Below are 23,057 nucleotides of genomic sequence, written 5' to 3' on the forward strand. Positions count from 1 at the left end.
GCGTGCGCAATTCCGAACCTCCTTAGCTGGCTCCAGGCTTAAAAATAGTCTAGCCAAGGAGCCAAAATGAACGCCAACCCGAAATTCCTCTCCGCCACCGCCACGGTCGACGAAGCCGCCATCGCGCCGCTGCCCAATTCGCGCAAGATTTACGTGCAGGGCAGCCGCCCCGACATCCGCGTGCCCATGCGCGAGATCAGCCAGTCCGACACGGAAGCGTCGTTCGGCGGCGAAAAGAATCCGCCGATCTACGTCTACGACACATCCGGCCCGTACACGGATCCGGATGTGAACATCGATATCCGCTCCGGCCTCGATACGCCGCGCCTGCCATGGATCATGGAGCGTGCCGACACGGAAGAATTGCCTGGCCCCACCTCCGACTACGGCATCGCCCGCCTGGCGGACCCGAAGCTGGCCGAGCTGCGTTTCAATTTGCACCGCAAGCCGCGCCGTGCTATTGCCGGCAAGAACGTGACGCAAATGCATTACGCGCGCCAAGGCATCATCACGCCGGAAATGGAATTCGTCGCCATCCGCGAAAACATGCGCCGCCAGGAGTATTTGCGCGAGCTCAAGGCTTCCGGCCCCATGGGCGAGCGCCTGGCCGACCTGATGGGCCGCCAGCATCCGGGCCAGTCCTTCGGCGCCAGCATCCCGGCGGAAATCACGCCGGAATTCGTGCGCGAGGAAATCGCCCGCGGCCGCGCCATCATCCCCGCCAACATCAATCACCCGGAAGTGGAACCGATGATTATCGGCCGCAATTTCCTGGTGAAAATCAATGCGAATATCGGCAATTCCGCCGTGACGTCTTCCATCGGCGAGGAAGTGGAAAAGATGACCTGGGCCATCCGCTGGGGCGGCGATAACGTGATGGACTTGTCGACCGGCAAGCACATCCACGAGACGCGCGAATGGATCGTGCGCAACAGCCCCGTGCCGATCGGCACCGTGCCCATCTACCAGGCGCTGGAAAAGGTCAACGGCAAGGCGGAAGATCTGACTTGGGAAATCTTCCGCGACACCCTGATTGAGCAGGCCGAGCAGGGCGTCGATTACTTCACCATCCACGCGGGCGTGCTGCTGCGCTATGTGCCGATGACAGCCAAGCGCCTGACGGGCATCGTTTCGCGCGGCGGCTCCATCATGGCGAAATGGTGTCTGGCGCACCACCAGGAATCGTTCCTGTACACGCATTTCGAAGAGATTTGCGAAATCATGAAGGCGTATGACGTGTCGTTCTCGCTGGGCGACGGCTTGCGCCCCGGCTCCATCTACGACGCCAACGACGAAGCGCAGCTGGGCGAACTGAAAACCCTGGGCGAGCTGACGCAAGTTGCCTGGAAGCACGACGTGCAAGTGATGATCGAAGGTCCGGGCCACGTGCCCATGCAATTGATCAAGGAAAACATGGACTTGCAGCTGGAACAGTGCGGCGAGGCGCCGTTCTACACCTTGGGACCGCTGACGACGGATATCGCGCCCGGCTACGACCACATCACCTCGGGCATCGGCGCGGCCATGATCGGCTGGTATGGCACGGCCATGCTGTGCTACGTGACGCCGAAGGAACACCTGGGCTTGCCGAACAAGGCGGACGTCAAGGACGGCATCATCACGTACAAGATCGCGGCGCACGCGGCCGACCTGGCGAAAGGCCATCCGGGCGCGCAAATCCGCGACAACGCGCTGTCGAAAGCCCGCTTCGAATTCCGCTGGGACGACCAGTTCAACATCGGCCTGGACCCGGACAAGGCGCGCGAATTCCACGATGAAACCTTGCCCAAGGATTCGGCCAAGGTGGCGCATTTCTGCTCCATGTGCGGCCCGCATTTCTGCTCGATGAAGATCACGCAGGAAGTGCGCGAATACGCGGCCGGCATGGGCATCGCGGAAGACAAGGCGCTGCAGCAGGGGATGGAGGTGAAAGCCATCGAATTCATCAAGAACGGCGCCGAGCTGTACCGCAAGGTCTGAAGGAGGGCGTGATGACTGCATTGATCGACATCACGCTCAACGGCGCGCCGCACCAGGTGCCGCCGGGGCAAACCCTGGACCAATTGATCGCCGCGCTGTCGCTGGAAAACCAGGCGCTGGCGTTGGCCGTCAACCGCAGCGTCGTGCCGCGCAAGGCGTGGCAGGACAGGGTCCTGGAAATTCAAGACCAGGTGGAAATCGTACGCGCCATCGGCGGCGGTTAAGTTGAGAATAGACAAGGAAACGCACATGAATACCGCAACAAACAACGACCTGCTGACCATCGCAGGCAAACAGTACCAGTCGCGCCTGCTGGTGGGCAGCGGCAAGTACAAGGATTTGCCGCAGACGCGCGAAGCGACGGACGCGGCCGAGGCGCAGATCATCACGGTGGCGATCCGCAGGGTGAATATCGGGCAAGATCCGAACGCGCCCAGCCTGCTCGATTTCGTGCCGCCCGACCAGTACACGATCTTGCCGAACACGGCCGGCTGCTACAACGCCAAGGATGCCGTGTACACGCTGCAACTGGCGCGGGAACTCCTGGGCGGGCGCAATCTGGTGAAACTGGAAGTGCTGGGCGATGAAAAGACGCTGTTTCCGCACATGCCGGAAACCCTGGTCGCGGCCGAAGCGCTGGTCAAGGATGGCTTCGACGTGATGGTCTACTGCAGCGACGATCCGATCCAGGCGAAGATTCTGGAAGACATCGGCTGCGTGGCCGTCATGCCGCTGGCGTCACTGATCGGTTCGGGCATGGGCATCTTGAACCCGTGGAACTTGTCCTTGATCATCGACCAGGCGAAAGTGCCCGTGCTCGTCGATGCGGGCGTGGGTACGGCGTCGGACGCGGCCATCGCCATGGAACTCGGTTGCGATGGCGTGCTGATGAATACGGCGATTGCCGGCGCGCGCGACCCCGTGCGCATGGCGCATGCGATGAAGCTGGCCGTGCGGGCCGGGCGCGAAGCGTTTTTGGCGGGCCGCATGCCGCGCAAGTTCGCCGCCTCGCCCTCGTCGCCGATGGCGGGCCGGCTGGCGTGATGGAGCGACGGCGTCCCACCGTGCTCGTGTTTGCCGGTGCCGACCCGTCGGGCGGCGCCGGCATCGCCGCCGATATTCTAGCGATTGCGGCGCAGGGCGCGCATGCCTTGCCCGTCATCACGGCGCTGACGGTGCAGGACAACGACCGCGTGTTTGCTGTCGAGCCCGTGGCGCCGGAATTGCTGCGCCGCCAGGCGCAGGCGTTGATCGCCAAGGTCGCCATCGATGCCGTGAAAATCGGCATCCCCGGCAGCGCGGCGAATGCGGCCGTCATCGCGCAACTGATCGCCCAATTGCGGCTGTCCCGCCCAAGCTTGCCTGTCGTGCTCGATCCCGTGCTGGCCAGCGGCCATGGCGACGTGCTCAGCCGGGACGACGCCGTGCTGGCGCTGGCGCCCTTGCTGCCCGTGACTACCGTCATCGTACCGAACGGGCCGGAAGCGCTGGCCCTCGGTGGCGCAGATAACCTGCGCGCGCAAGGCTGTGGACACGTGCTGGTGACGGGCGGCCACGGCGACGGTGAGGAGATCGTCAACCGCTGGCTGGACGGTGACGGGCGCGCGCGCGAGTGGCGCTGGCCGCGCCTGCCCGGAGAGTTTCATGGCAGCGGCTGCACGTTGGCGTCGGCCATCGCGGCCCGCCTGGCATTGGGCCAGCCGCTGGCGCAAGCGCTTGACCGGGCGCAAGCCTATTGCCATGCGGCCCTGGCCGGCGCGTATGCGATTGCGCCAGGTCAACTCATGCCGCAACGATTCATTGAATAAGGAAAACATCATGCGTGGACTGTATCTGGTCACCCCGAACTGGGATGACACCGACCGCCTGCTCGATATCACGGAGCAGGCTTTGCATGGCGGCGTGGCCCTGCTGCAATACCGCCACAAGAGTGCCGACGCGGAGCAGCGGCGCGAACAGGCGGGCGCCTTGCTGGCCCTGGCCCGCAAGTATGGCGTGCCTTTCATCGTCAACGATTTTCTCGAGCTGTGCGAAGAGCTGGACGCGGACGGCGTGCACGTGGGCGGCACGGACGCGTCCGTCGCGCAGGTGCGCGCGCGCCTGGGCAAGGACAAGCTCGTCGGCGCCTCCTGCTATGGCGACATGGCCCTGGCGCGCACGGCAGCAGAGGGCGGCGCCAGCTACGTGGCCTTCGGCGGCTTTTATCCGTCGCTGGTGAAAAAGTATCCGGTGACGACGCCCCTGGATATCGTGCTGCAGGCGAAACGCGAAATCGCCTTGCCCTGCGTGGTGATCGGCGGCATGACGCCGGAAAACGCGGCGCCGCTGGTGGCGCGCGGGGCCGACATGGTGGCGGCGATCAGCAGCGTATTTGGCAAGGGATCTCAGGCGGACGATGTGGATATTGCAGTGCAGCAATTCAATCTGCTGTTTGCGCAGGCCGGGGAGGCGTGAGGGGGCGGATTTGGCGAATAATCGGCATATAATAAGGGCATCATTCATTACCGAGGTCCCTTTACCCATGAGTCAGCCAGCCGCCGCGAAACGCCTTATCCTGATCGTTGACGATGACCAGCTCCTGTTGGAATTCCTTGGCGAAGTCCTGCGCCATGCCGGCTACGAGACGGCCCTGGCCCATTCGGCCGAAGTGGCGCTGCAGCTGATCGCCCAGCGCGAGCCTGACCTGGCCTTGCTCGACATCCACATGCCGGGCATGTCCGGCCTGGAACTGGCCAAGCGCCTGCACGGCGAAACGGCCGTGCCATTCATGTTCCTGTCCGGCAGCGGCGACAGCGAATCGGGCAAGCAGGCGGCCGCCTACGGCGCCGTCGGCTATGTCGTCAAACCCGTCGACGAAGGCCGCTTGATGCCGGCGTTCGAAGCGGGCCTGGCGCGCGCCGATGAAATCCGCCAGCTGCGCCGCACCGAGCTGAACCTGAACGCGGCCCTGGCCGCCGGCCGGGAAACGAGCCTGGCCGTCGGTTTGCTGATGGGCAAGTTCCAGACGGACCGCAACACGGCGTTCGAAGTGCTGCGCGACCACGCCCGCTCCAGCCGCCGCAAGATCAATGAAATCGCCAGCCAGCTGCTGCTGGCCGAGGAAACCCTGAACGGCTTGCACGGCGCGTTTTTGAACCGGGCGAAAACCAAGTAAGAGTTTCAAGTAAGAGTTTCAAGTAAGCGTTGCACCGGCGCCGGCGTGGCATGTCGGCGCCTGCCTTGTTATGATGTGACGATACGGCGCGCTGGCGCGCCTGGTTCAACCATACACAGGACACACATGAAAACCAAAGCAGCGATTGCATGGAAGGCGGGCGCGCCTTTGACCATCGAGGAAGTCGACCTGGCCGGCCCGCGCGAGGGCGAAGTACTGGTCGAGATCAAGGCCACAGGCATTTGCCACACCGATTACTACACCCTGTCGGGCGCCGATCCGGAAGGCATCTTCCCGTCCATCCTCGGCCATGAAGGCGCGGGCATCGTCGTCGACGTGGGGCCTGGCGTGAAAAGCCTGAAGAAGGATGACCACGTCATCCCCCTGTACACGCCGGAATGCCGCCAGTGCAAATTCTGCCTGTCGCAAAAGACCAACCTGTGCCAGTCGATCCGCTCGACCCAGGGCCGCGGCCTGATGCCGGACGCGACGTCGCGCTTTTCCATCGACGGCAAGCCCATCTTCCACTACATGGGCACGTCCACTTTCTCGAACTACATCGTCGTGCCGGAAATCGCCCTGGCGAAGATCCGCGAAGACGCGCCCTTCGACAAGGTCTGCTACATCGGCTGCGGCGTGACGACGGGCGTGGGCGCCGTGCTGTTTACGGCCAAGGTCGAGGCGGGCGCCAACGTGGTCGTCTTCGGCCTGGGCGGTATCGGCTTGAACGTGATCCAGGCGGCGAAGATGGTGGGCGCCGACAAAATCATCGGCGTCGACATCAACCCGGCGCGCCAGGCTATCGCGCGCAAGTTCGGCATGACGCATTTCGTCAACGCCAACGAGGTGGAAAACGTTGTCGATACCATCGTGCAGCTGACGGACGGCGGCGCCGACTATTCGTTCGAATGCATCGGCAACACCACCACCATGCGCCAGTCGCTCGAGTGCTGCCACAAGGGCTGGGGCCAGTCCATCATCATCGGCGTGGCGGCGGCCGGCCAGGAAATTTCCACGCGTCCGTTCCAGCTGGTGACGGGGCGCGTGTGGAAAGGTTCTGCCTTCGGCGGCGCGCGCGGTCGCACGGACGTGCCGAAGATCGTCGACTGGTACATGGAAGGCAAGCTCAATATCGATGATTTGATCACACACAGGCTGAAGCTCGATGATATCAATCAAGGTTTCGACTTGATGAAGAGCGGTGAATCGATCCGTTCCGTCGTGCTGTATTAATGAATTGAAATACGCCGTACCACGGCGTTTTTGCGGAGGCTGCGGCCTCCGTTTTTTTTTGCCCGGCATGCCATCCATCGTCCGTGCTTGCCATCCAGGCAGGTCTTTTTGCAGCCTGTCGCACGGCGCTGGAGGCCAGGTCCGCTTGCCGCTACAGTCAACGCTCCACCACTTTTGCGACGAGGCAGCCATGACCACTTCCCATCGTTTGATCCTCAGCCTGGCCGGTATCCTGCTTGGCGGCAGCGCGCTGGCCGTGCAGCCGCCGCAACCGCCCGCGCCACCGGCCCCGCCTGCCGCGCCCAGCGTGCAGGTCAGCCGTTCGCTCGACAAGGGCGAAAGCTATGCGCTGGTCGATGGCACCAGGGATAGCGAGGGCGTCATCGTCGTCGACAGCGATATTCACTTGGAGCAGGTGGAAAAACTCAAGCGCTCGATCAAGGGGCCGTTCCTGTGGTTCCGCGACCAGGGGCAGGCCTATGTGCTGCAGGATGCGGCCTTGCTGGGCAAGGTGCGCACGGCATGGGAACCCTCGAAACAGCTGGGCAAGGAGATGAGCGCGCTTGGCGATCAAATGGGCGCGCACGGCAAGGCCATGGGGGAAATGGGCCGCAAGATGGGCGCCCGCAGCCTGGAAAAAGGCAGCGCGCGCGAGTCGGAACAGCTGCGCTTGCTGGGCCGCCAGCAGCAGGAGCTGGGCCGCAAGCTCGGCGACGCCTCGCGCCGCCAGGCGCTGGCGACGAGCGACACGGCGCGCCGCGCGGCCGAGCGCGACGTGGAACGCCTGCAACAGCAGATGGAAGATGCGCAGGACAAAATGGAAGAGATCAACGACCGCATCGCCGACGTACACGAGCGCGAGGCCGAGAAAATGGAGCAGATGTCGCGCCAGATGGAGCAGCGCGGCAAGCCGATGGAAGCGCTGGGCAAGCAAATGGGCGACCTGGGCCGCCAGCAGGAAAAAGTCGTCAAGATCGCGGACAAGACCACGCGCCAGGTGATCGCCCAGGCGCTCAGCGAAGGCAAGGCCAAGCTGGTGCGCTGAAGGAGGTGCTCAATTAGCAGGCCAGTGGCTTGCGCATCAGGCAGCGAAGCGCCGGATCGTGTCCGTCCTGCGCTTCGCGCGCCAGCTTGAGCGCGTGGCCTGCGCCCAGCGCCGCGGCCCCGATTTCGCTGAAACCGTGGCGCGCATAGTAGGGTGCGTTCCATGGCAGGTGGCGATACGTGCTGAGCGTCAGGCAGGCGCAGCCCAGCGCCCGGGCATGGGCCGCTGCCGCATCGAGCAAGCGCGCGCCCACGCCCTGCCGTTGATGCGGCAGGGCAACGGACAATTCCACGATGAACAGTTGCCCGTCGAGCGGTTCGGCGGCCAGGAAGCCTGCCGGCTCAGCGTGCCCATCGGCGGCCACCCATACGTCGCCCTCGCGCTGCAGCGCCTGTAAGGTGCTCAATGGCAAGGGTTCTCCCTGCGCCAGCCACGCCAGTCCGGGGCCGGCCTGCGCAAACAGGGCCGCGGCGCTGCGCTCGACCTGGGCCAGCAGGGGCAGGTCGGCGCTGCTGGCTGTGCGGATGGCGTACTTCACGGCGTATGCCACGCGGCGGCCACGGTGCGGTATTGCGCCGGCAACTGCCTGGCGTCGACCTCGCTGGCATATGCGTCATCCTGTACCGTGTCCCAGCGCGCGTCGCAGCTGAAACGGTAGACTTGCGCCTCGTCCCCGTAGCGGCACACGGCCAGGCCGTGGATGGCGATGGGGGCGGCGCCATCTTCAGCGGCGACATGGCCGAAAGGCAAGTCGGACCAGGCCCAGGCCAGTACGCGGGCGCCGTCGAGGTGGCTGGGAGGTGTCATGGGCATGTTTTCATCAGCTGTGCAGTGATGCCGATTGTAGCGCGCACGCGGCGAATCCGGCGTGACCGCTGGACAAATGCACAGTATTTTTAGCCATGCCGGTATAATCACGGCATGCAAAATCTTCTTCACAACCTCAATCCCGAACAATTGGCTGCCGTCACCTTGCCGGCGCAGCATGCGCTGATCCTGGCGGGCGCCGGTTCGGGCAAGACCCGCGTGCTGACCACCCGCATCGCGTGGCTGATCCAGACCCAGCAGGTATCGCCGCCCGGCATCCTGGCCGTGACGTTTACCAACAAAGCCGCCAAGGAAATGCTCACGCGCCTGTCGGCCATGCTGCCGATCAACACGCGCGGCATGTGGATCGGCACTTTCCACGGCCTGTGCAACCGCTTGCTGCGCACGCACTACCGCGACGCGGCCTTGCCGCAGACCTTCCAGATCCTCGATTCCCAGGATCAATTGTCCGTGATCAAGCGTTTGTTGAAGGCAAACAATATCGATGATGAAAAATTCCCGCCGAAGACGGTGATGTATTTCATCAACAACGCCAAGGACCAGGGTTTGCGCGCCACGGATGTGGAAGCGTATGACGCGCACGAGCGCAAGATGGTCGAGCTGTACCAGCTGTACGACGACCAGTGCCAGCGCGAAGGCGTCGTCGATTTCGCGGAATTGCTGTTGCGCACGTATGAATTGCTGAGCCGTAACCAGCCCTTGCGCGAACATTACCAGGCGCGTTTCCGCCATATTTTGGTGGACGAGTTCCAGGATACGAACAACCTGCAATACAACTGGCTCAAATTGCTGGCCGGCCACGGCAGCCGCGATGGCGGGGCCCTGTTTGCCGTCGGCGACGATGACCAGAGCATCTATGCCTTCCGCGGCGCCAACGTGGGCAACATGAGTGCCTTCGAGCACGAGTTCCAGGTGAAGAACTTGATCAAGCTGGAGCAGAACTACCGCTCGCACGGCCATATCCTCGACAGCGCCAACGTATTGATCGCGAACAATAGCAAGCGCCTGGGCAAGAATCTGCGCACGGACGCGGGCCATGGCGAGCAGGTGCGCGTGTATGAAGCCAGTTCCGACTTGCAGGAAGCGCAATGGATCATCGAAGAGGCGAAAAGCCTGATCGCCGATGGCGCGTCGCGCAGTGAAATCGCCATCTTGTACCGCTCGAATGCGCAGTCGCGCGTGATCGAACACGCGCTGTTCTCGGCCGCGATTCCTTATCACGTGTATGGCGGCCAGCGCTACTTCCAGCGCGCCGAGGTCAAGCACGCAATTGCCTATTTGCAATTGATGGACAATCCGCACAACGATTCGGCCTTCTTGCGCGTGGTCAATTTCCCCACGCGGGGCATCGGCATGCGCTCGATCGAGCAATTGCAGGCCGCGTCGGAACAGTACGGTATTTCGCTGTATGCGGCCGTGCCGTACGTGGCGGGCAAGGCGGGCAGCGTGCTGGCCGGCTTCGTCAAGCTGATCGAAGGCGTGCGTTTCGAAACGCAGCAATTGTCCTTGCCGGAAATGGTCAGAGTGGTGCTGGAAGCGAGTACCTTGCTGCAACATTATCAGAATGAAAAGGAAGGCGCCGACCGCATCGAGAACCTGGAGCAGATGGTCAGCGCGGCCAGCCAGTTCATTTCCGAAGAAGGTTTTGGCCAGGGCGCGCCCGCGCATTTGGGGCCAGCGGCCCAGGCGCAGTCGGGCGCGCCCGTCGTGAACCAGGATGGCATCGAAATCCTGGACGCCGACGCGCCGCTGCCGGCCGTGATGTCGCCGCTCTCCGCCTTCCTGTCGCACGCGTCGCTGGAAGCGGGCGACAACCAGGCGCAGGCGGGCCAGGATGCGCTGCAGATGATGACGGTGCACTCGGCCAAGGGCCTGGAATTCGACAACGTGTTCATTACCGGCCTGGAAGAGGGCCTGTTCCCGCACGAAAGCAGCTCGAAGGAAGACAACGGCGTGGAAGAGGAACGCCGGCTGATGTACGTGGCCATCACGCGCGCGCGCAAGCGCTTATATATGAGCTTTTCGCAGACGCGCATGCTGCACGGCCAGACGCGCTACAACATGAAGTCGCGCTTCTTCGACGAATTGCCGGAAGAATCGCTGAAATGGCTGTCGCCGAAGGTGCAGGCGAACTGGTTCGGCAACCGCAAGTCGGCCTGGGACGAGGCGCCGAAGCTGGCCAGCCTGGGTTCGGACAATGCGATTGCGCAAAAGATCGCGCAAAAAGCCACGGGCGGCGGCTGGCGCATCGGCGAATCCGTGGCGCACGCCAAGTTCGGCGAGGGCGTGATCGTCAATATCGAAGGCGGCGGTGGCAATGCGCGCGCGCAAATCAACTTCGGCCAGCACGGCATGAAGGTGCTCGACCTGGGCATCGCCAAATTGGAACGCCTGGGCCGCTAGTTTGCTGAGTAGCAATAAAAAAGGGCAGCCTGCGCAGGCTGCCCTTTTTTCATGCGGCGTGAAAATCAGTCGTTCGGCTTGTCCAGCGACACCGTCTTGCTTTCATCGACAGGCAAGCCGAAGATCTGGCGGTAGGCGGCGTAGAACGAGCAATGCATGATGATGGTCAAGATCATCGACAGCGGCATCATCAGTTGCATCATCAGCGGCGTGCGGCCAAAGATGACGGCCAGCAACTGGCTGGTGACGACGCTGATGGCGAACCAGGTGGCGGCGAAGACGATGAAGGCCGACAGCGAGCGCCAGACGGCGAAAAAGCTGAAGAACAGCGCCTTGCCCAGCCCGGTTTGTTTCCAGTAGATCAGCGGTGCGGCAAAGCAGAAGGCCATGGCGGCCGGCACGTACAGCACGATGGCCAGCAGGATGCCGAGGCCCAGGCGCGATTCGGGGATGGCGGTACGCGCCGCTTCTTCCGTCAATTGCCCCGTGACCAGTTGCCACAGCAAGCCGTCGTCCACCAAAGTCGAGGCGCCGATGGCCACGATGGCCATCAGGATGTACAGCACGCCCAGGCCGAACAGGGAAGGAAAGGCCGGTTTGCGGAAGCCCGAGATCAACAGGCTGGGCAAGACGCGCTTGCCCTGGTCGATGTTCAGGCAGCCTTGCACGAAGGCGACGGAAAACACGGGGACGAGGATGACGGGCAGCATCTGGCCGAGCACGGGCACGATGCTGACGGCCAGCATGCAGAACATATAGCCGAGAAACAGCATCGACATGCCGCCAGGTTGCTTGCGAAACAGGGCGAAGCCTTGTTTCACCCATTGCCAACCTGTACTTGCAGGTAATTTTTCCATGTTTAAAACAGTTCCGGAGCAGGTGTGGCGATACGTTCGCGCAGAATGCGTTCGAAATGCGTGGGATCGTGCGGGGTCAGCATTTCCGCTTCGCGCGGCTGGTAATAATCGTACAGGCGCGACAGCCAGAAGCGCAGCGCGGCGGCGCGCAGCATCGGTTGCCATGCAGTCTGTTCTTCATGCGTAAACGGACGCACGGCCCGGTAGGCGTCGAGCAGGGCGCGCACGCGCACCGTGTCGAGCACGCCCGTGGCCAGGTCCACGCACCAGTCGTTGACGGTGACGGCCACGTCGAACAGCCAGGTGTCGCAGCCGGCAAAGTAAAAGTCGAAAAAGCCCGTCAGTTGTTCGCCGTCAAACATGACATTGTTGCGGAACAAGTCGGCATGCACGGGACCGCGCGGGATGGCTTTATAGGTATCGCAGGCAGCAAAGGCGTCCTGGAAGTGGATTTCCGCGCGCAGCAAATGCGCCCTGGCATCGTCGAGGTGGTGCAGGACGAGCGGCGTGGTGGTGTTCCACCAGTCCAGGCCCCGCAGATTCGGCTGTTGCAGGGGGAAATCCTGCGCCGCCAGGTGCATCTTCGCCAGCATGGCGCCCACGGCCGCGCAATGCACGGCTTGCGGCGCCATCTGCGAGCTGCCGTCGAGTTTGCTGACGATGGCGGCCGGCTTGCCTTGCAAGGCCGTCACCAGTTCGCCGTCCGCATTGGCGATCGGCGCCGGCACCAGTACGCCCCGGTCCGCCAAATGGCGCATCAGTTGCAGATAGAACGGCAATTGCTCGAAGCTGAGGTTTTCAAAGATCGTCAGCACATACTCGCCGCGCTCCGTGCTCAGGAAGAAATTGCTGTTCTCGATGCCGGACGCGATGCCCTTGAGCGCCAGAGGTTTGCCGAGTGGAAATTGCGTGATCCACTGGCCGATATCGTCCAGGTGTAGCGCGGTAAAAACTGCCATGGGAAAGAGAGGAATGGTCTAAAAGGTCAAAAAAAGCCGGCTGCCCCGCAGGTGGCCGGGGCAGGGCAGAAGAGAGTGGCTGCTTACTTCGCTGGTGCGGGCGGCGCTGGCGCGTCCGCGGCCTCTTCGTCGCGTTGTTTCTGTTTCTTCTTGCCCAGATCAAATTCCAGTACTTTCCATTGCGGGCCGCGCAGGGCGCCGCTGTGGGCCTGGTCGCCGCCGGCGGCCGGCTTCATGTAATAGGTGCTGCCGCCGCTCGTCACTTTCACTTCGGACGTCACGCCCGCTTCGCGTTTTTCGGTAATCTGCTGCTTGGCCGCGGCCGGCGCCACGGTGATGGGCGCTTCGCCCATTTCCTCGATGCGTTCCAGTTGTGGCGGCGCGTCGCTCGGTTTGGCCGGCGTCTGGGCGCTGGCGATGGCCGAACATGCCAGCAGGGGCAGGGCGAGGAATGTCCAGAGTGTCGATGTACGCATCATGATGGGTTCGCTTCCATGTGAGGGACTGCAGCGCGTGCAGTAGTGTAATGCCGTCAATTTATCTATAAGGCATTGTAACAAACTGGTAGGCAATGCTGTTTAATACGGCTGATTAATGTGCCGAAATGGCCGGCAGTGGCGGCCCGCGCGCCCGCACGGGGCCGCCAGGGTGGCAAAAACGCCGGAAGCGGCAGGCGTTGCGGCCGGTGGCGCGGCCCTAAACTCTGCGATAATTGGGCGATATTCCACCCGCCCGCCGCTGTTTCTTCCCGGCTGGCGCGGCTCACCTTATTTTATTGGCATTATGCAAAACACCCTGCTGTTAGTCGACGGTTCCAGTTACCTCTATCGTGCCTTCCATGCGCTGCCCGACCTGCGCAGCCCGGACGGCTATCCCACGGGCGCCATGCACGGCATGGTCAACATGCTGCGCCGCCTGCGCGCCGACTACCCGGCCGCCTATATCGCCTGCGTTTTCGATGCCAAAGGCAAAACTTTCCGTGATGACATGTATCCGGAATACAAGGCCACGCGCGCTTCGATGCCGGACGATCTGCGCCTGCAGATCGAACCGATCCACGAAGCCGTGCGCGCCATGGGTTGGCCGATATTGATGGTCGACGGCGTGGAAGCGGACGACGTGATCGGCACCCTGGCCGTGCAGGCGGCCGCCGCCGGCATGGACGTGGTGGTGTCGACGGGCGACAAGGACCTGGCGCAGCTGGTCAACAGCCAGGTGACCCTGATCAATACCATGAGCAATGAAAAGCTCGATGAAGCGGCCGTGCTGGTCAAGTTCGGCGTGCCGCCCAACCGTATCATCGATTATCTGTCGCTGATCGGCGATACGGTCGACAACGTGCCGGGCGTCTCGAAATGCGGCCCGAAGACGGCCGTCAAATGGCTGACCTTGTACGACAGCCTGGAAGGCGTGATGGAAAACGCGGCCAAGGTGGGCGGCGCCGTGGGCGAAAACCTGCGCACGGCCCTGCCATGGCTGCCGCAGGCGCGCGCCTTGATCACCGTCAAGACCGATTGCGACTTGTCCGAACACATGACGACCATCGCCGACTCGCTGGTGGCGAAACACGAAGACAAGGAAGCGCTGCTGGCCTTCTTCCAGCGCTACGGCTTCAAGGCCCTGCTGCGCGAACTGGGCGCCACGCCGCCGCCGATGTCGCCCGTTGGCGCACCGGCAACTGGCGGCGCTGCCGCCAATACGACGGGCGACATGTTTGCCGATGCCGCGCCAGCAGTGGAAGCCGTGTATGAAACCGTGCTGACGGACGAGCAGCTGGACAAATGGATCGCCCTGATCGATGCGGCGGCCTTGACGGCCGTCGACACGGAAACCACGTCGCTGGAACCGATGACGGCGCAAATGGTCGGCATTTCCCTCTCCGTGGCAGAGCACGCCGCCTGCTACATCCCGCTGGCCCACGATTACGCGGGCGCGCCGGAACAGTTGACGCGCGAACACGTGCTGGCGAAGCTGCGTCCATGGCTGGAGGATGCGAACAAGCCCAAGCTGGGCCAGAACCTCAAATATGACAGCCACATCTTCGCCAACCACGGCGTGACGTTGCGCGGCATCGCCCACGATACCTTGCTCGAATCGTATGTGTTCGAATCGCACAAGAAGCACGACATGGACAGCCTGGCCCTGCGCCACCTGAATTACACGACCATCCCGTTCGAGGACGTGTGCGGCAAGGGCGCCAAGCAGATCACGTTCAACCAGGTGGAAGTGGAGCAGGCGGCGAAATACGCGGCCGAGGATGCCGACGTCACCTTGCGTTTGCACAATGCCATGTGGGGCAATGTGGCGAACGATGAGAAGCTGACTTTCATCTATGAAAAGATCGAGATGCCGACGGCCGTGGTCTTGCAAAAGATCGAGCGCAACGGCGTGCTGATCGACGATGAATTGCTCAACATCCAGTCGGCCGAGCTGGCCGTCAAGATTCTCGAACTGGAAAAGAAGGCGTATGAGCTGGCCGAGCAGCCATTCAATCTGGGCTCGCCGAAGCAGATCGGCGAAATCTTCTTTGACAAGCTGAAACTGCCGGTGGTCAAGAAAACCCCGACGGGCGCGCCGTCGACGGATGAGGAAGTGCTGCAAAAGCTGGCCGAGGATTATCCGCTGCCCAAAGTGCTGCTCGAATACCGCGGCATGGCCAAGCTGAAGTCGACCTACACGGATAAATTGCCGAAGATGATCAACGTCACGACGGGCCGCGTGCACACGAATTATGCGCAAGCCGTGGCCGTGACGGGCCGCCTGGCGTCGAACGATCCGAACTTGCAGAATATTCCCATCCGCAGCGCGGAAGGCCGCCGCATCCGCGAAGCCTTCATTGCGCCGCCGGGCAGCCACATCGTTTCGGCCGACTATTCGCAGATCGAATTGCGCATCATGGCGCACATCTCGGGCGATGAAGCCATGCTGCGCGCGTTTGCCGACGGTATCGACATTCACCGCGCCACGGCCGCTGAAATCTTTGGCGTGCCGGCCGCGGAAGTGCAGAGCGAACAGCGCCGCTACGCCAAGGTCATCAACTTTGGTTTGATCTACGGCATGAGCGCATTCGGCCTGGCCGGTAACCTGGGCGTGGACCGCACGGCCGCGCAAAGCTATATCGACCGCTACTTTGCCCGTTTTTCCGGCGTGAAACAGTACATGGAAGACACGCGCCAGCAAGCGAAGGCGCGCGGCTACGTGGAAACCGTGTTCGGCCGCCGTTTGTGGTTGCCGGAAATCAATTCGCCGAACGGCCCCCGCCGCCAGGGCGCGGAACGGGCGGCGATCAACGCGCCCATGCAAGGCACGGCCGCCGACTTGATCAAGCTGGCCATGATCGCCGTGCAAGGCTGGCTGGAAGCGGACAACTTGCAGACGAAGATGATCATGCAGGTGCACGATGAACTGGTGCTGGAAGTGCCGGACGCCGAATTGGAACTGGTCAAGCGCAAGCTGCCGGAACTGATGGCGGGCGTGGCTGCGCTGAAAGTGCCGCTGACGGCGGAAGTGGGCGTAGGACGCAATTGGGACGAAGCGCACTAGGACACCAGACCAAATCTACTGCGCGAATCTACTGCGCGGCGCAATTTCCGGCCTGCGATGCTCACTGCCTCGGCGGCCCCGTGCCTGGCACAGTTGCGCTTCTCGGCCAGAACTCGGGGCCGCTCGCTACGATTTTGTCTGGGTCCAGAGATTTGACTTCACTTAATGCAACATTTTCAGGAGAAACGCATGAGCGACATGATCACCGATTGTGAAAGTTTGCTGGGCCAGAGCAGCTTGTCCGGGCCGGACGGCCGGCGTGGTTTCCTGAAGGTGGCGCTGGGCACGGGTTTTGCCGTGGCCGTGCTGCCCGTGGCGGCGCAAAACGTCGTCAAGACGGATTCTGCCGGACTCGTCACGGGCAGCATGTCGGTGATGGTCGATGGCCAGGCCGTGCCCGTGTATGCGGCGCAGCCGGAAGGCAAGACGGGTTTGCCCGTGGTATTGGTCATTTCGGAAATCTTTGGCGTGCATGAACATATCGCCGACATGGCGCGCCGCTTCGCCAAGCAGGGCTATCTGGCCCTGGCGCCCGACCTGTTCGTGCGCCAGGGCGATGCCACCAAGGTGGCCAGCATTGCCGATTTAATGAAGGGCATCATCGCCAAGACGCCGGACGCGCAAGTGATGGCGGACCTCGATGCGGTGGTGGCATGGGCGAAACAGAATGGCGGCGACACGAGCCGCCTGGGCATCACGGGCTTTTGCTGGGGCGGGCGCATCACGTGGCTGTACGCGGCGCACAATCGGGCCGTCAAGGCGGGCGTGGCCTGGTATGGCCGCCTCGTCGGCGAACCGACTGCCTTGCAGCCGAGCAACCCCATCGATATCGCCGCCAGCCTGAAAGTCCCCGTGCTGGGCTTGTATGGCGGCAAGGATACGGGCATCAGCCAGGAATCGATCGGCAAGATGAAGGATGCGCTGGCCAAGGGCGGCAACCAATCCGAGTTTGTCGTGTATCCCGATGCGGGCCACGCCTTCAACGCCGATTACCGCCCCAGCTATGTGGCGGCCGATGCGAAAGACGGTTATGCGCGTTGCCTGGCCTGGTTCAAAAAGCATGGCGTGGCGTAATGCCGCAACAGAAAAATACCGCATTTCCCAGAAATTGACGTGAAAGCCGTACCGGGCTGTAAAATGCCCGGTGCGCGCCAATGCAGTACAATTGCATCTTCATCGCGCGACGCTGCCGCCAGACGCGCAAAAAATTAAACAATAGATAACAACGCATTCATCAGGCCAGACGCCAGCATCGCGGGCGCCAGTGACCCGGCGCCATTTTGAGGTAAGAAAATCATCGATCCCGTCCTTATATCCATTTTGCTCGCGACCACGATCGCGGGCGTGTTCAGCATTACCGCGGCGGCGATCTTTTCGTTTGCATTCCTCTCCAAAGTGGTCGAGCGCATGGTCAGCTTGTCCGTCGGCATCATGTTGTCGACGTCCCTGCTGCACGCCTTGCCCGAAGCGTTCGAATCGCAGGCAGACCCGCGCAGCCTGTTCGCCACCCTGCTGGCGGGCTTGCTGGCCTTTTTCATGTTGGAAAAATTCGCGATTTTGCGCCATTCGCACCACCACGAAGGCGACGGCCACCACCATGCGCACGGCCACGACAAGCACGAAGCGGGCAAGTCCGGCTGGATGATTCTAGTGGGCGACGGCATGCACAACTTTACGGACGGCATCTTGATCGCCGCCGCCTTCCTGGCCGACCCGAAGCTGGGCCTGGTGACGGGCCTGGCCATCATCGCGCATGAAATTCCGCAGGAAATCGGCGACTTCATCGTGCTGCTCAACGCGGGTTTCTCGCGCCTGCGCGCCTACATCTTCAATCTGCTGTGCAGCCTGATGGCGGTGGCGGGCGGCTTGCTCGGCTATTTCACCCTGGACCGCGCCAGCAACCTGATTCCTTACGTGCTCGTGTTTGCCTCGTCCGGCTTCATCTACATCGCCTTGAGCGACCTGATGCCGCAGATGCAGCGCCGCGCCACCTTGCGCGAAACCATCCCGCAAGTGCTGCTGATCGCGCTGGGCGTGTGTATCGTGCTGTTCCTGACGCATAAGCGCCACGGCGGTTGATGTCCGGCACTGCCGGCGCAGTGCCACCTATGCTATATTGCCTTTCTGACCAACTTGCACAGAAAGGAGGAAAATATCATGGAAGAAAACTTGTTGCTCGCCGTATGGCGCGCACGCTCTTTAAGCGCATTTGCCAGCTCTTGCCCACGTTCTATCGCGCTGCGATAACCTGGCCAGAGCAAAGTCACCCTCCTATACGAGTCCTTTCCTGGTACTCCGTTGTCGTTAGCGCTCCTGTTAACGCGGATGCTTGCATCCCGAACAAAGACAAGAGCCATGACTACCCTGATCTCGACACAAGCTTTACAACTGGATACCCACGACGGTTTCCTCTTCAATGAACTCGCCTTTACCTTGCGCCAGGGCGACCGCATCGGCCTGATCGGCCACAATGGCTGCGGCAAATCCACCTTGCTTGGCTTGCTCAGCGGCACGCGTGCAGCCACTGCCGGCACCATCCACTATTCTCGTGCCTGCCGCTTGCAGCACGTGGAGCAGCACTTGCCGCCGGAACTTGCCAGCCTGAGCCTGTACGACGCCTTGCTGGCACCCGTGCTGGAGCAGCCGGAACTGCATTGGCGGGTCGACAGCCTCTTGGCCGAACTGGGCTTTGACGTTGATACGGCGCAAGTGCCCGTGCATTCCCTGTCCGGCGGCCAGCACACGCGATTGCTGCTGGGGCGTGCCCTGCTGCAGGAGCCGAACGTGCTGCTGCTCGACGAGCCGAGCAATCACCTGGACTTGCCGTCGCTGCTGTGGCTGGAGCAATTCCTGCTGGCCTGGCGCGGCGCCTTCATCCTCGTCTCGCACGACCAGCGATTGCTCGACAACGTGGCCACGCGCAGCTGGATCTTGCGCGATAGCCGTCTCTACGATTTCGACTTGCCGTGCGGCCCCGCGCTGGCGGCGCTGGCCGAGGCCGATATTGCCGCCGCCGCCCGCCATGCGGCCGAACAGAAGGAAATCGACCGCCTGTCTGCCAGCAGCGCCCGCCTGGCCCTGTGGGGCCGCACCTATGACAATGAAGACCTGGCGCGCAAGGCCAAGACCATGCAGCGGCGCATCGACAAGTTGAAGGATGAGCAATCGTTCGTCAGCGATGGCGCGCCGTGGCGCTTGAGTCTGCGCGGCAAGGCGCTGGCGGCTGACCAGCTGCTGGCGCTCAATGGACTGGACGTGCGCGCCGTGCCTACGTCTCCCGTGCTGTTCCAGGTCGGCCAGCTGTGGTTGAAACCGGGCGACCGTATCGCCTTGCTGGGCGCCAACGGCAGCGGCAAGTCGTCGCTGCTGCGCCTGTGCTGGCAAGCGATCCAGGCGCAGGAAGAACGTGCGGACTTGCGCTACCACAAGGCGGCCAACATCGGCTATTACGACCAGTCGCTCAAGCAACTGGCCGATACGGCCGACCTGTCCGACGCCCTGTACCCGTTCGCCGTGCAAAACGAGGCTGCGCGCAGCCAGGTGGCGCGCAAGCAGGCGTTGATAGCGGCCGGTTTTCCGTATGCGCGCCATGGCCAGACGGTGGCGACCCTGAGCGGCGGCGAGCGGGCGCGGCTGCTGTTCCTGGGACTGTCGCTGGCCAGTTATCACTTGCTGCTGCTCGACGAGCCCAGCAATCACCTGGACATGCAGGGCAAGGCGGAACTGGGGCAAGCGCTGCGCGGCTTTGCGGGCGGCTGCCTGCTGGTGTCGCACGACCGCGACCTGATCGAGACGGCTTGCAACCGCTACTGGGTGGTGGCCGACGGCGGGCTGGAAGAGTGGCCCGATGCAGCCAGCGCGTATGCGCGGCTGAGTCTTGAGGATGGGCAAGCGCCGGGGTCCGCGCCGCGCGTGGAAACGGCTGCGCTTGCGCCAGCGCAAACCGACATCGACGTGCAGCTGGAACGCTTGTGCGAGCTGGAGCAATTGCTGGCGCAAGACCTGGCGAGAAAACCGCGCCACCAGAAGCTGGCCAGCCAGCAGGCGTGGCAGGCGGAGATCGCGTACCTGAACCGCGCCTTGGGCATCATGCCCTAGTACGGTGCCGGCGCCCGTGGCAGCTTGCCGGCGATGGCGTCCACGGGCTACGGTGGCGCGTTGCAACTGGTGCAGGCCTGCGGCTAGGGCAGGTTCGCCCTGGCCCGCATCAGGACGGCGTTTGCGCCAGGCGCCGCAGTTCAAGCAGTGCGTTGCCGTATTCGGCGTACATCACCATGCCGGTGGCAACCGTCTTTTCAAAAAACTCCCTGGCTTTGAGGCGGTCTTGCTTCAACAGATAGTATTGGCCGACATTAAAATACGCTTCGCACAAGGACAGCAGGCGCTCATCCCCCGTCATTGTGTCGGCTGCCGCCAGCACTTGTTCCGGCGTCGAGATGCCGGTGAACAGGCCATAGGCGGGGCGCGGCCAGACGCCTTTGGCGTCGGCGTTCAATTCCTGCCTAAGCGCGTCCGGCAAGGAGAGCCCGGCAGAACCCAGCGTCCACAGATACCACAGCCTGGCATACGGCTGTGCCTCCATGTTTGCCGCCGAGATAGCCAGCGGTTCCAGGTCGTCGAGCGCGCGCCGGTATTGGCCCATCTGGTAATAAGTCTGGCCGCGCTGGTAAGCGACTTCGTAGGCATCGTAGCCCAGCAGCCGCGCCTGTTCCAGCTGTTCGATGGCAGACTGGAATTGTCCGCGCTGCACCTGGATCGATGCCAGCGTCATATGGTAGACAGCCGTCGACGGTCGCAGCGCCAGCGCCTGCGTCACGTCCGCCCATGCCAGTTCCGCTTGCTGCAGATCCGCATGGGACGAGCCGCGCAACCAATAGGCTTCGGCCAGTTGCTGCTTGTCTTCCGGCTTGCGCGCGATGGTCGCGCTGTGATCAGCGATCTCTTTTTCCACGCTGCTGCGCATGCGCTGGCCCGGCGTATTGGCCTCGGTGCCCGGTTTGTTGCTGTTGATCCACATTTCCGGAACACTGAAGGAACCGTCCATCATCTTGCTGATGTGTTGCAGTTGCGCAAGAAATTTGTCCAGGTCGCGCGCCGGCACCGAATCGCCGAGGAAAGTGAGTTCCAGCGCGATGCGCGCCACATTGCCGCGAAATTGCTGGGACTGTTTGTAAGTGAAGAAATCGCCGTCGTAGCGCGTGGTGGTGGGGTCGAGCAAACCGCTGACATTGTCAGGCAGGTTGATCTGAAAGGTGTAGGTCAGCGTCTTGCCCGCGCCTGGCAAGACAAACGGGACGCCGCGCGCGGCCTCGTCCTTGATATGCATTGCTTGAACGAAATTCACCGGCATGAATGCGAAGATCCAGCCTTTGCCCAAGGCGGTCGCGGCATGCTCGATCGTGTAGCGGTCTACCATCGTGATGTGCGCGCCAGGCCGGTAGTCGGCCAATTCTGCGGTCCCAAGGCGTTGCGCGCCCGGATAGCGCGCCTGGGTCATGGCCTGGTCCGCCTGCGCATAGCCGGCCATGCGCGTCGCTGCGCCTTCCTGCACCTTGTCCGCCAGCATGCCATCGTAGCTGTTGCGTTTTTCAAGCAGCACTGGCTGGTCGAATGCCCTGACGGTCATGGTTTCCTTCAGTTCATACGCGGCCAATGGTTTTTGCGCGGCGGCAGGCAGGCTGAATGCCAGGCATAAGCTGGCCAGTACGCTCAAGGCGGATCGTTGCATGAATCATTCCTGATGATGATAGAGTTCGGCGATATGGCGCCGTACGGCGCCGCGTCACCGGCTTATGCCAGGCCAGTCGCCACGGGCCGCGCCGGGTCGGCGCACCATTCGCTCCACGAGCCCGGATACAGGGCCGCGCCAGGCAAGCCGGCCACTTCCAGGGCCAGCAAGTTGTGGCAAGCCGTCACGCCGGAGCCGCATTGCAGGATGGCCGCTTGCGGTGCATCAAACAATGCGCTGAAATCGCGCCGCAGTTCCTCGGCACTTTTAAAGCGGCCGTCCGCTTGTAAATTATCCTTGAAGAAACGGTTTTTCGCGCCGGGGATGTGGCCGCCCACGGGGTCGATGGTTTCATTCTCGCCCCGGTAGCGGTCGGGGGCGCGCGCGTCGATGACCGTCAAGGCCCGGGTTTCCAGGTTGGCGATGACGTCTTGCACGGTGACCGTGCGCGTCAGGCTGGCTTTTTCCGTGAGCTTGCCGGCAGGACGGGGCGCCACGGGCGTGACCAGCGGCAAGCCTTGTGCCTGCCAGGCGGCCAGGCCGCCGTCGAGCACGGCCACGGCTGGATGGCCGACCCAGCGCAGCAGCCACCACAAACGGGCGGCGAACATGCCGCCTTGCCCGTCATAGGCGACCACTTGCGTGTCGTCATTGATGCCCCAGCCGCGCAGGGTGGCCAGCAGGGCGTTGCGGTCGGGCAAGGGATGCCGGCCCGTGAAGGCGGGGCCGCGCGCCGTCTTGGGGCCGGACAGGGCCGTGTCGATATCGGCGAACTGGGCGTTCTGGATGTGGCCGGCGGCAAACGCGTCGCTGCCGGCCGTCGGGTTGAGCAAGTCGTGGCGGCAATCGAGGATGACCCAGTTGCTGTCATTCAGGTGGCTGGACAAATCATTGCTGTTGATCAAGGTCGTATACAAGGTCATGACTCCTTACACTTCGCTGGCGATGGGATCCGTGCGCGCGATCGCGGCGCCACGGGCCGTGTTGCGGGTATTGTAATAGGTTGCCGCGATGCCGGAAGCGAGAATGATGCCGATGCCGGCCCAGCCATGCCAGTCGAACAGGTCGCCAAAGATCACCACGCCCCAGAAGCTGGAAAAGACGATGCCCGTGTATTGCAGATTCGCAACCACGAGGGTCTTGCCCAGGCGATAGGCGCGCGTCATGGCCATTTGCGCCATGGTGGCGCACAGGCCGATGGCGGCCAGCAAGCCGATGCCGTAGCCGCTCGTGTGCGCATGCCAGACGACGGGGCCGCCGCCGGCGCTGGCCACGTGGCCGATCACGCCGGCGAGGAAATTGACGACCGAGAAATAGAATACGACCC

General features: G+C 62.8%; 20 protein-coding genes. 13 read left to right on the top strand and 7 right to left on the bottom strand.

The genetic code is table 11. The annotated features are described in order from the left end of the window. Positions 1-66: 66 nt before the first annotated feature. The 8 genes from thiC to OX459_RS23885 all read left to right on the top strand — a co-directional run bounded on the left by thiC (position 67) and on the right by OX459_RS23885 (position 7,412). Positions 67-1,980 (top strand): phosphomethylpyrimidine synthase ThiC, encoded by a 1,914-nt coding sequence (gene thiC / locus OX459_RS23850; protein ID WP_289906798.1) that lies wholly within the window; start codon positions 67-69, stop codon positions 1,978-1,980. An 11-nt stretch (positions 1,981-1,991) separates the two neighbouring features. Continuing rightward, the gene (gene thiS, locus OX459_RS23855; protein ID WP_289900423.1) at positions 1,992-2,204 is read left to right on the top strand and encodes a sulfur carrier protein ThiS; all 213 of its coding nucleotides are present in this window, start codon (positions 1,992-1,994) and stop codon (positions 2,202-2,204) included. 25 nt (positions 2,205-2,229) lie between these two features. Beyond that, complete coding sequence (locus OX459_RS23860) at positions 2,230-3,024, top strand: thiazole synthase (protein WP_289906799.1); 795 nt, start codon at positions 2,230-2,232, stop codon at positions 3,022-3,024. Continuing rightward, complete coding sequence (locus tag OX459_RS23865; protein ID WP_289906800.1) at positions 3,024-3,788, top strand: hydroxymethylpyrimidine/phosphomethylpyrimidine kinase; 765 nt, start codon at positions 3,024-3,026, stop codon at positions 3,786-3,788. Before OX459_RS23860 ends, OX459_RS23865 begins: the two co-directional genes overlap by 1 nt. Before the next feature lie 10 nt (positions 3,789-3,798). After that, a complete protein-coding gene (gene thiE, locus OX459_RS23870) occupies positions 3,799-4,434 on the top strand; it encodes a thiamine phosphate synthase (RefSeq protein ID WP_289906801.1) in 636 nt (211 codons plus the stop codon). A gap of 67 nt (positions 4,435-4,501) precedes the next feature. Beyond that, the gene (locus OX459_RS23875; RefSeq protein WP_034749164.1) at positions 4,502-5,134 is read left to right on the top strand and encodes a response regulator; all 633 of its coding nucleotides are present in this window, start codon (positions 4,502-4,504) and stop codon (positions 5,132-5,134) included. A 126-nt stretch (positions 5,135-5,260) separates the two neighbouring features. Beyond that, on the top strand, positions 5,261-6,367 hold the full coding sequence (locus OX459_RS23880) for an S-(hydroxymethyl)glutathione dehydrogenase/class III alcohol dehydrogenase (protein ID WP_034749160.1): 1,107 nt from the start codon (positions 5,261-5,263) through the stop codon (positions 6,365-6,367). 190 nt (positions 6,368-6,557) lie between these two features. After that, positions 6,558-7,412: a hypothetical protein gene (locus OX459_RS23885; RefSeq protein ID WP_289906802.1), complete on the top strand. Its 855-nt coding sequence runs from the start codon at positions 6,558-6,560 to the stop codon at positions 7,410-7,412. 13 nt (positions 7,413-7,425) lie between these two features. On the opposite strand, the gene OX459_RS23890 is transcribed toward OX459_RS23885, so the two are convergent. Beyond that, a complete protein-coding gene (locus tag OX459_RS23890; protein WP_289906803.1) occupies positions 7,426-7,950 on the bottom strand; it encodes a GNAT family N-acetyltransferase in 525 nt (174 codons plus the stop codon). Next, on the bottom strand, positions 7,947-8,219 hold the full coding sequence (locus OX459_RS23895) for a hypothetical protein (RefSeq protein ID WP_289906804.1): 273 nt from the start codon (positions 8,217-8,219) through the stop codon (positions 7,947-7,949). Before OX459_RS23895 ends, OX459_RS23890 begins: the two co-directional genes overlap by 4 nt. Positions 8,220-8,333: 114 nt before the next feature. Here OX459_RS23895 and OX459_RS23900 point away from each other — a divergent pair, with 114 nt between their 5' ends. Further along, a complete protein-coding gene (locus OX459_RS23900) occupies positions 8,334-10,643 on the top strand; it encodes a UvrD-helicase domain-containing protein (protein ID WP_099665494.1) in 2,310 nt (769 codons plus the stop codon). A gap of 65 nt (positions 10,644-10,708) precedes the next feature. On the opposite strand, the gene OX459_RS23905 is transcribed toward OX459_RS23900, so the two are convergent. The 3 genes from OX459_RS23905 to OX459_RS23915 form a co-directional block, all read right to left on the bottom strand. Next, positions 10,709-11,500 (bottom strand): BPSS1780 family membrane protein, encoded by a 792-nt coding sequence (locus OX459_RS23905; RefSeq protein ID WP_034784808.1) that lies wholly within the window; start codon positions 11,498-11,500, stop codon positions 10,709-10,711. 2 nt (positions 11,501-11,502) lie between these two features. Then, positions 11,503-12,459: a homoserine kinase gene (locus tag OX459_RS23910; RefSeq protein WP_289906805.1), complete on the bottom strand. Its 957-nt coding sequence runs from the start codon at positions 12,457-12,459 to the stop codon at positions 11,503-11,505. Positions 12,460-12,542: 83 nt separating this feature from the next. After that, positions 12,543-12,938, bottom strand: coding sequence for a hypothetical protein (locus OX459_RS23915; protein ID WP_070278239.1), 396 nt, complete (start codon positions 12,936-12,938; stop codon positions 12,543-12,545). A 304-nt stretch (positions 12,939-13,242) separates the two neighbouring features. On the opposite strand from OX459_RS23915, the gene polA reads away from it, so the two are divergent. The 4 genes from polA to OX459_RS23935 all read left to right on the top strand — a co-directional run bounded on the left by polA (position 13,243) and on the right by OX459_RS23935 (position 20,100). Beyond that, entirely contained in the window at positions 13,243-16,002 is a 2,760-nt protein-coding gene (gene polA / locus OX459_RS23920) for a DNA polymerase I (RefSeq protein WP_289906806.1), read from the top strand. A 189-nt stretch (positions 16,003-16,191) separates the two neighbouring features. Beyond that, positions 16,192-17,076 (top strand): dienelactone hydrolase family protein, encoded by an 885-nt coding sequence (locus OX459_RS23925; protein WP_289906807.1) that lies wholly within the window; start codon positions 16,192-16,194, stop codon positions 17,074-17,076. Positions 17,077-17,322: 246 nt separating this feature from the next. Further along, positions 17,323-18,081, top strand: a complete 759-nt coding sequence (locus tag OX459_RS23930; protein ID WP_099665490.1) for a ZIP family metal transporter — start codon at positions 17,323-17,325, stop codon at positions 18,079-18,081. Positions 18,082-18,357: 276 nt separating this feature from the next. Beyond that, positions 18,358-20,100, top strand: a complete 1,743-nt coding sequence (locus OX459_RS23935; protein ID WP_289906808.1) for an ATP-binding cassette domain-containing protein — start codon at positions 18,358-18,360, stop codon at positions 20,098-20,100. A gap of 109 nt (positions 20,101-20,209) precedes the next feature. Here OX459_RS23935 and OX459_RS23940 read toward each other — a convergent pair whose 3' ends face one another. Continuing rightward, the gene (locus tag OX459_RS23940; protein ID WP_289906809.1) at positions 20,210-21,730 is read right to left on the bottom strand and encodes a hypothetical protein; all 1,521 of its coding nucleotides are present in this window, start codon (positions 21,728-21,730) and stop codon (positions 20,210-20,212) included. Between the two features lie 62 nt (positions 21,731-21,792). Next, on the bottom strand, positions 21,793-22,647 hold the full coding sequence (locus OX459_RS23945) for a sulfurtransferase (protein ID WP_289906913.1): 855 nt from the start codon (positions 22,645-22,647) through the stop codon (positions 21,793-21,795). Positions 22,648-23,057: the final 410 nt, after the last annotated feature.

Origin of the sequence: Janthinobacterium sp. SUN026, from assembly GCF_030397625.1 — a bacterium.
Classification (GTDB): Bacteria; Pseudomonadota; Gammaproteobacteria; order Burkholderiales; family Burkholderiaceae_D; genus Janthinobacterium; species Janthinobacterium kumbetense.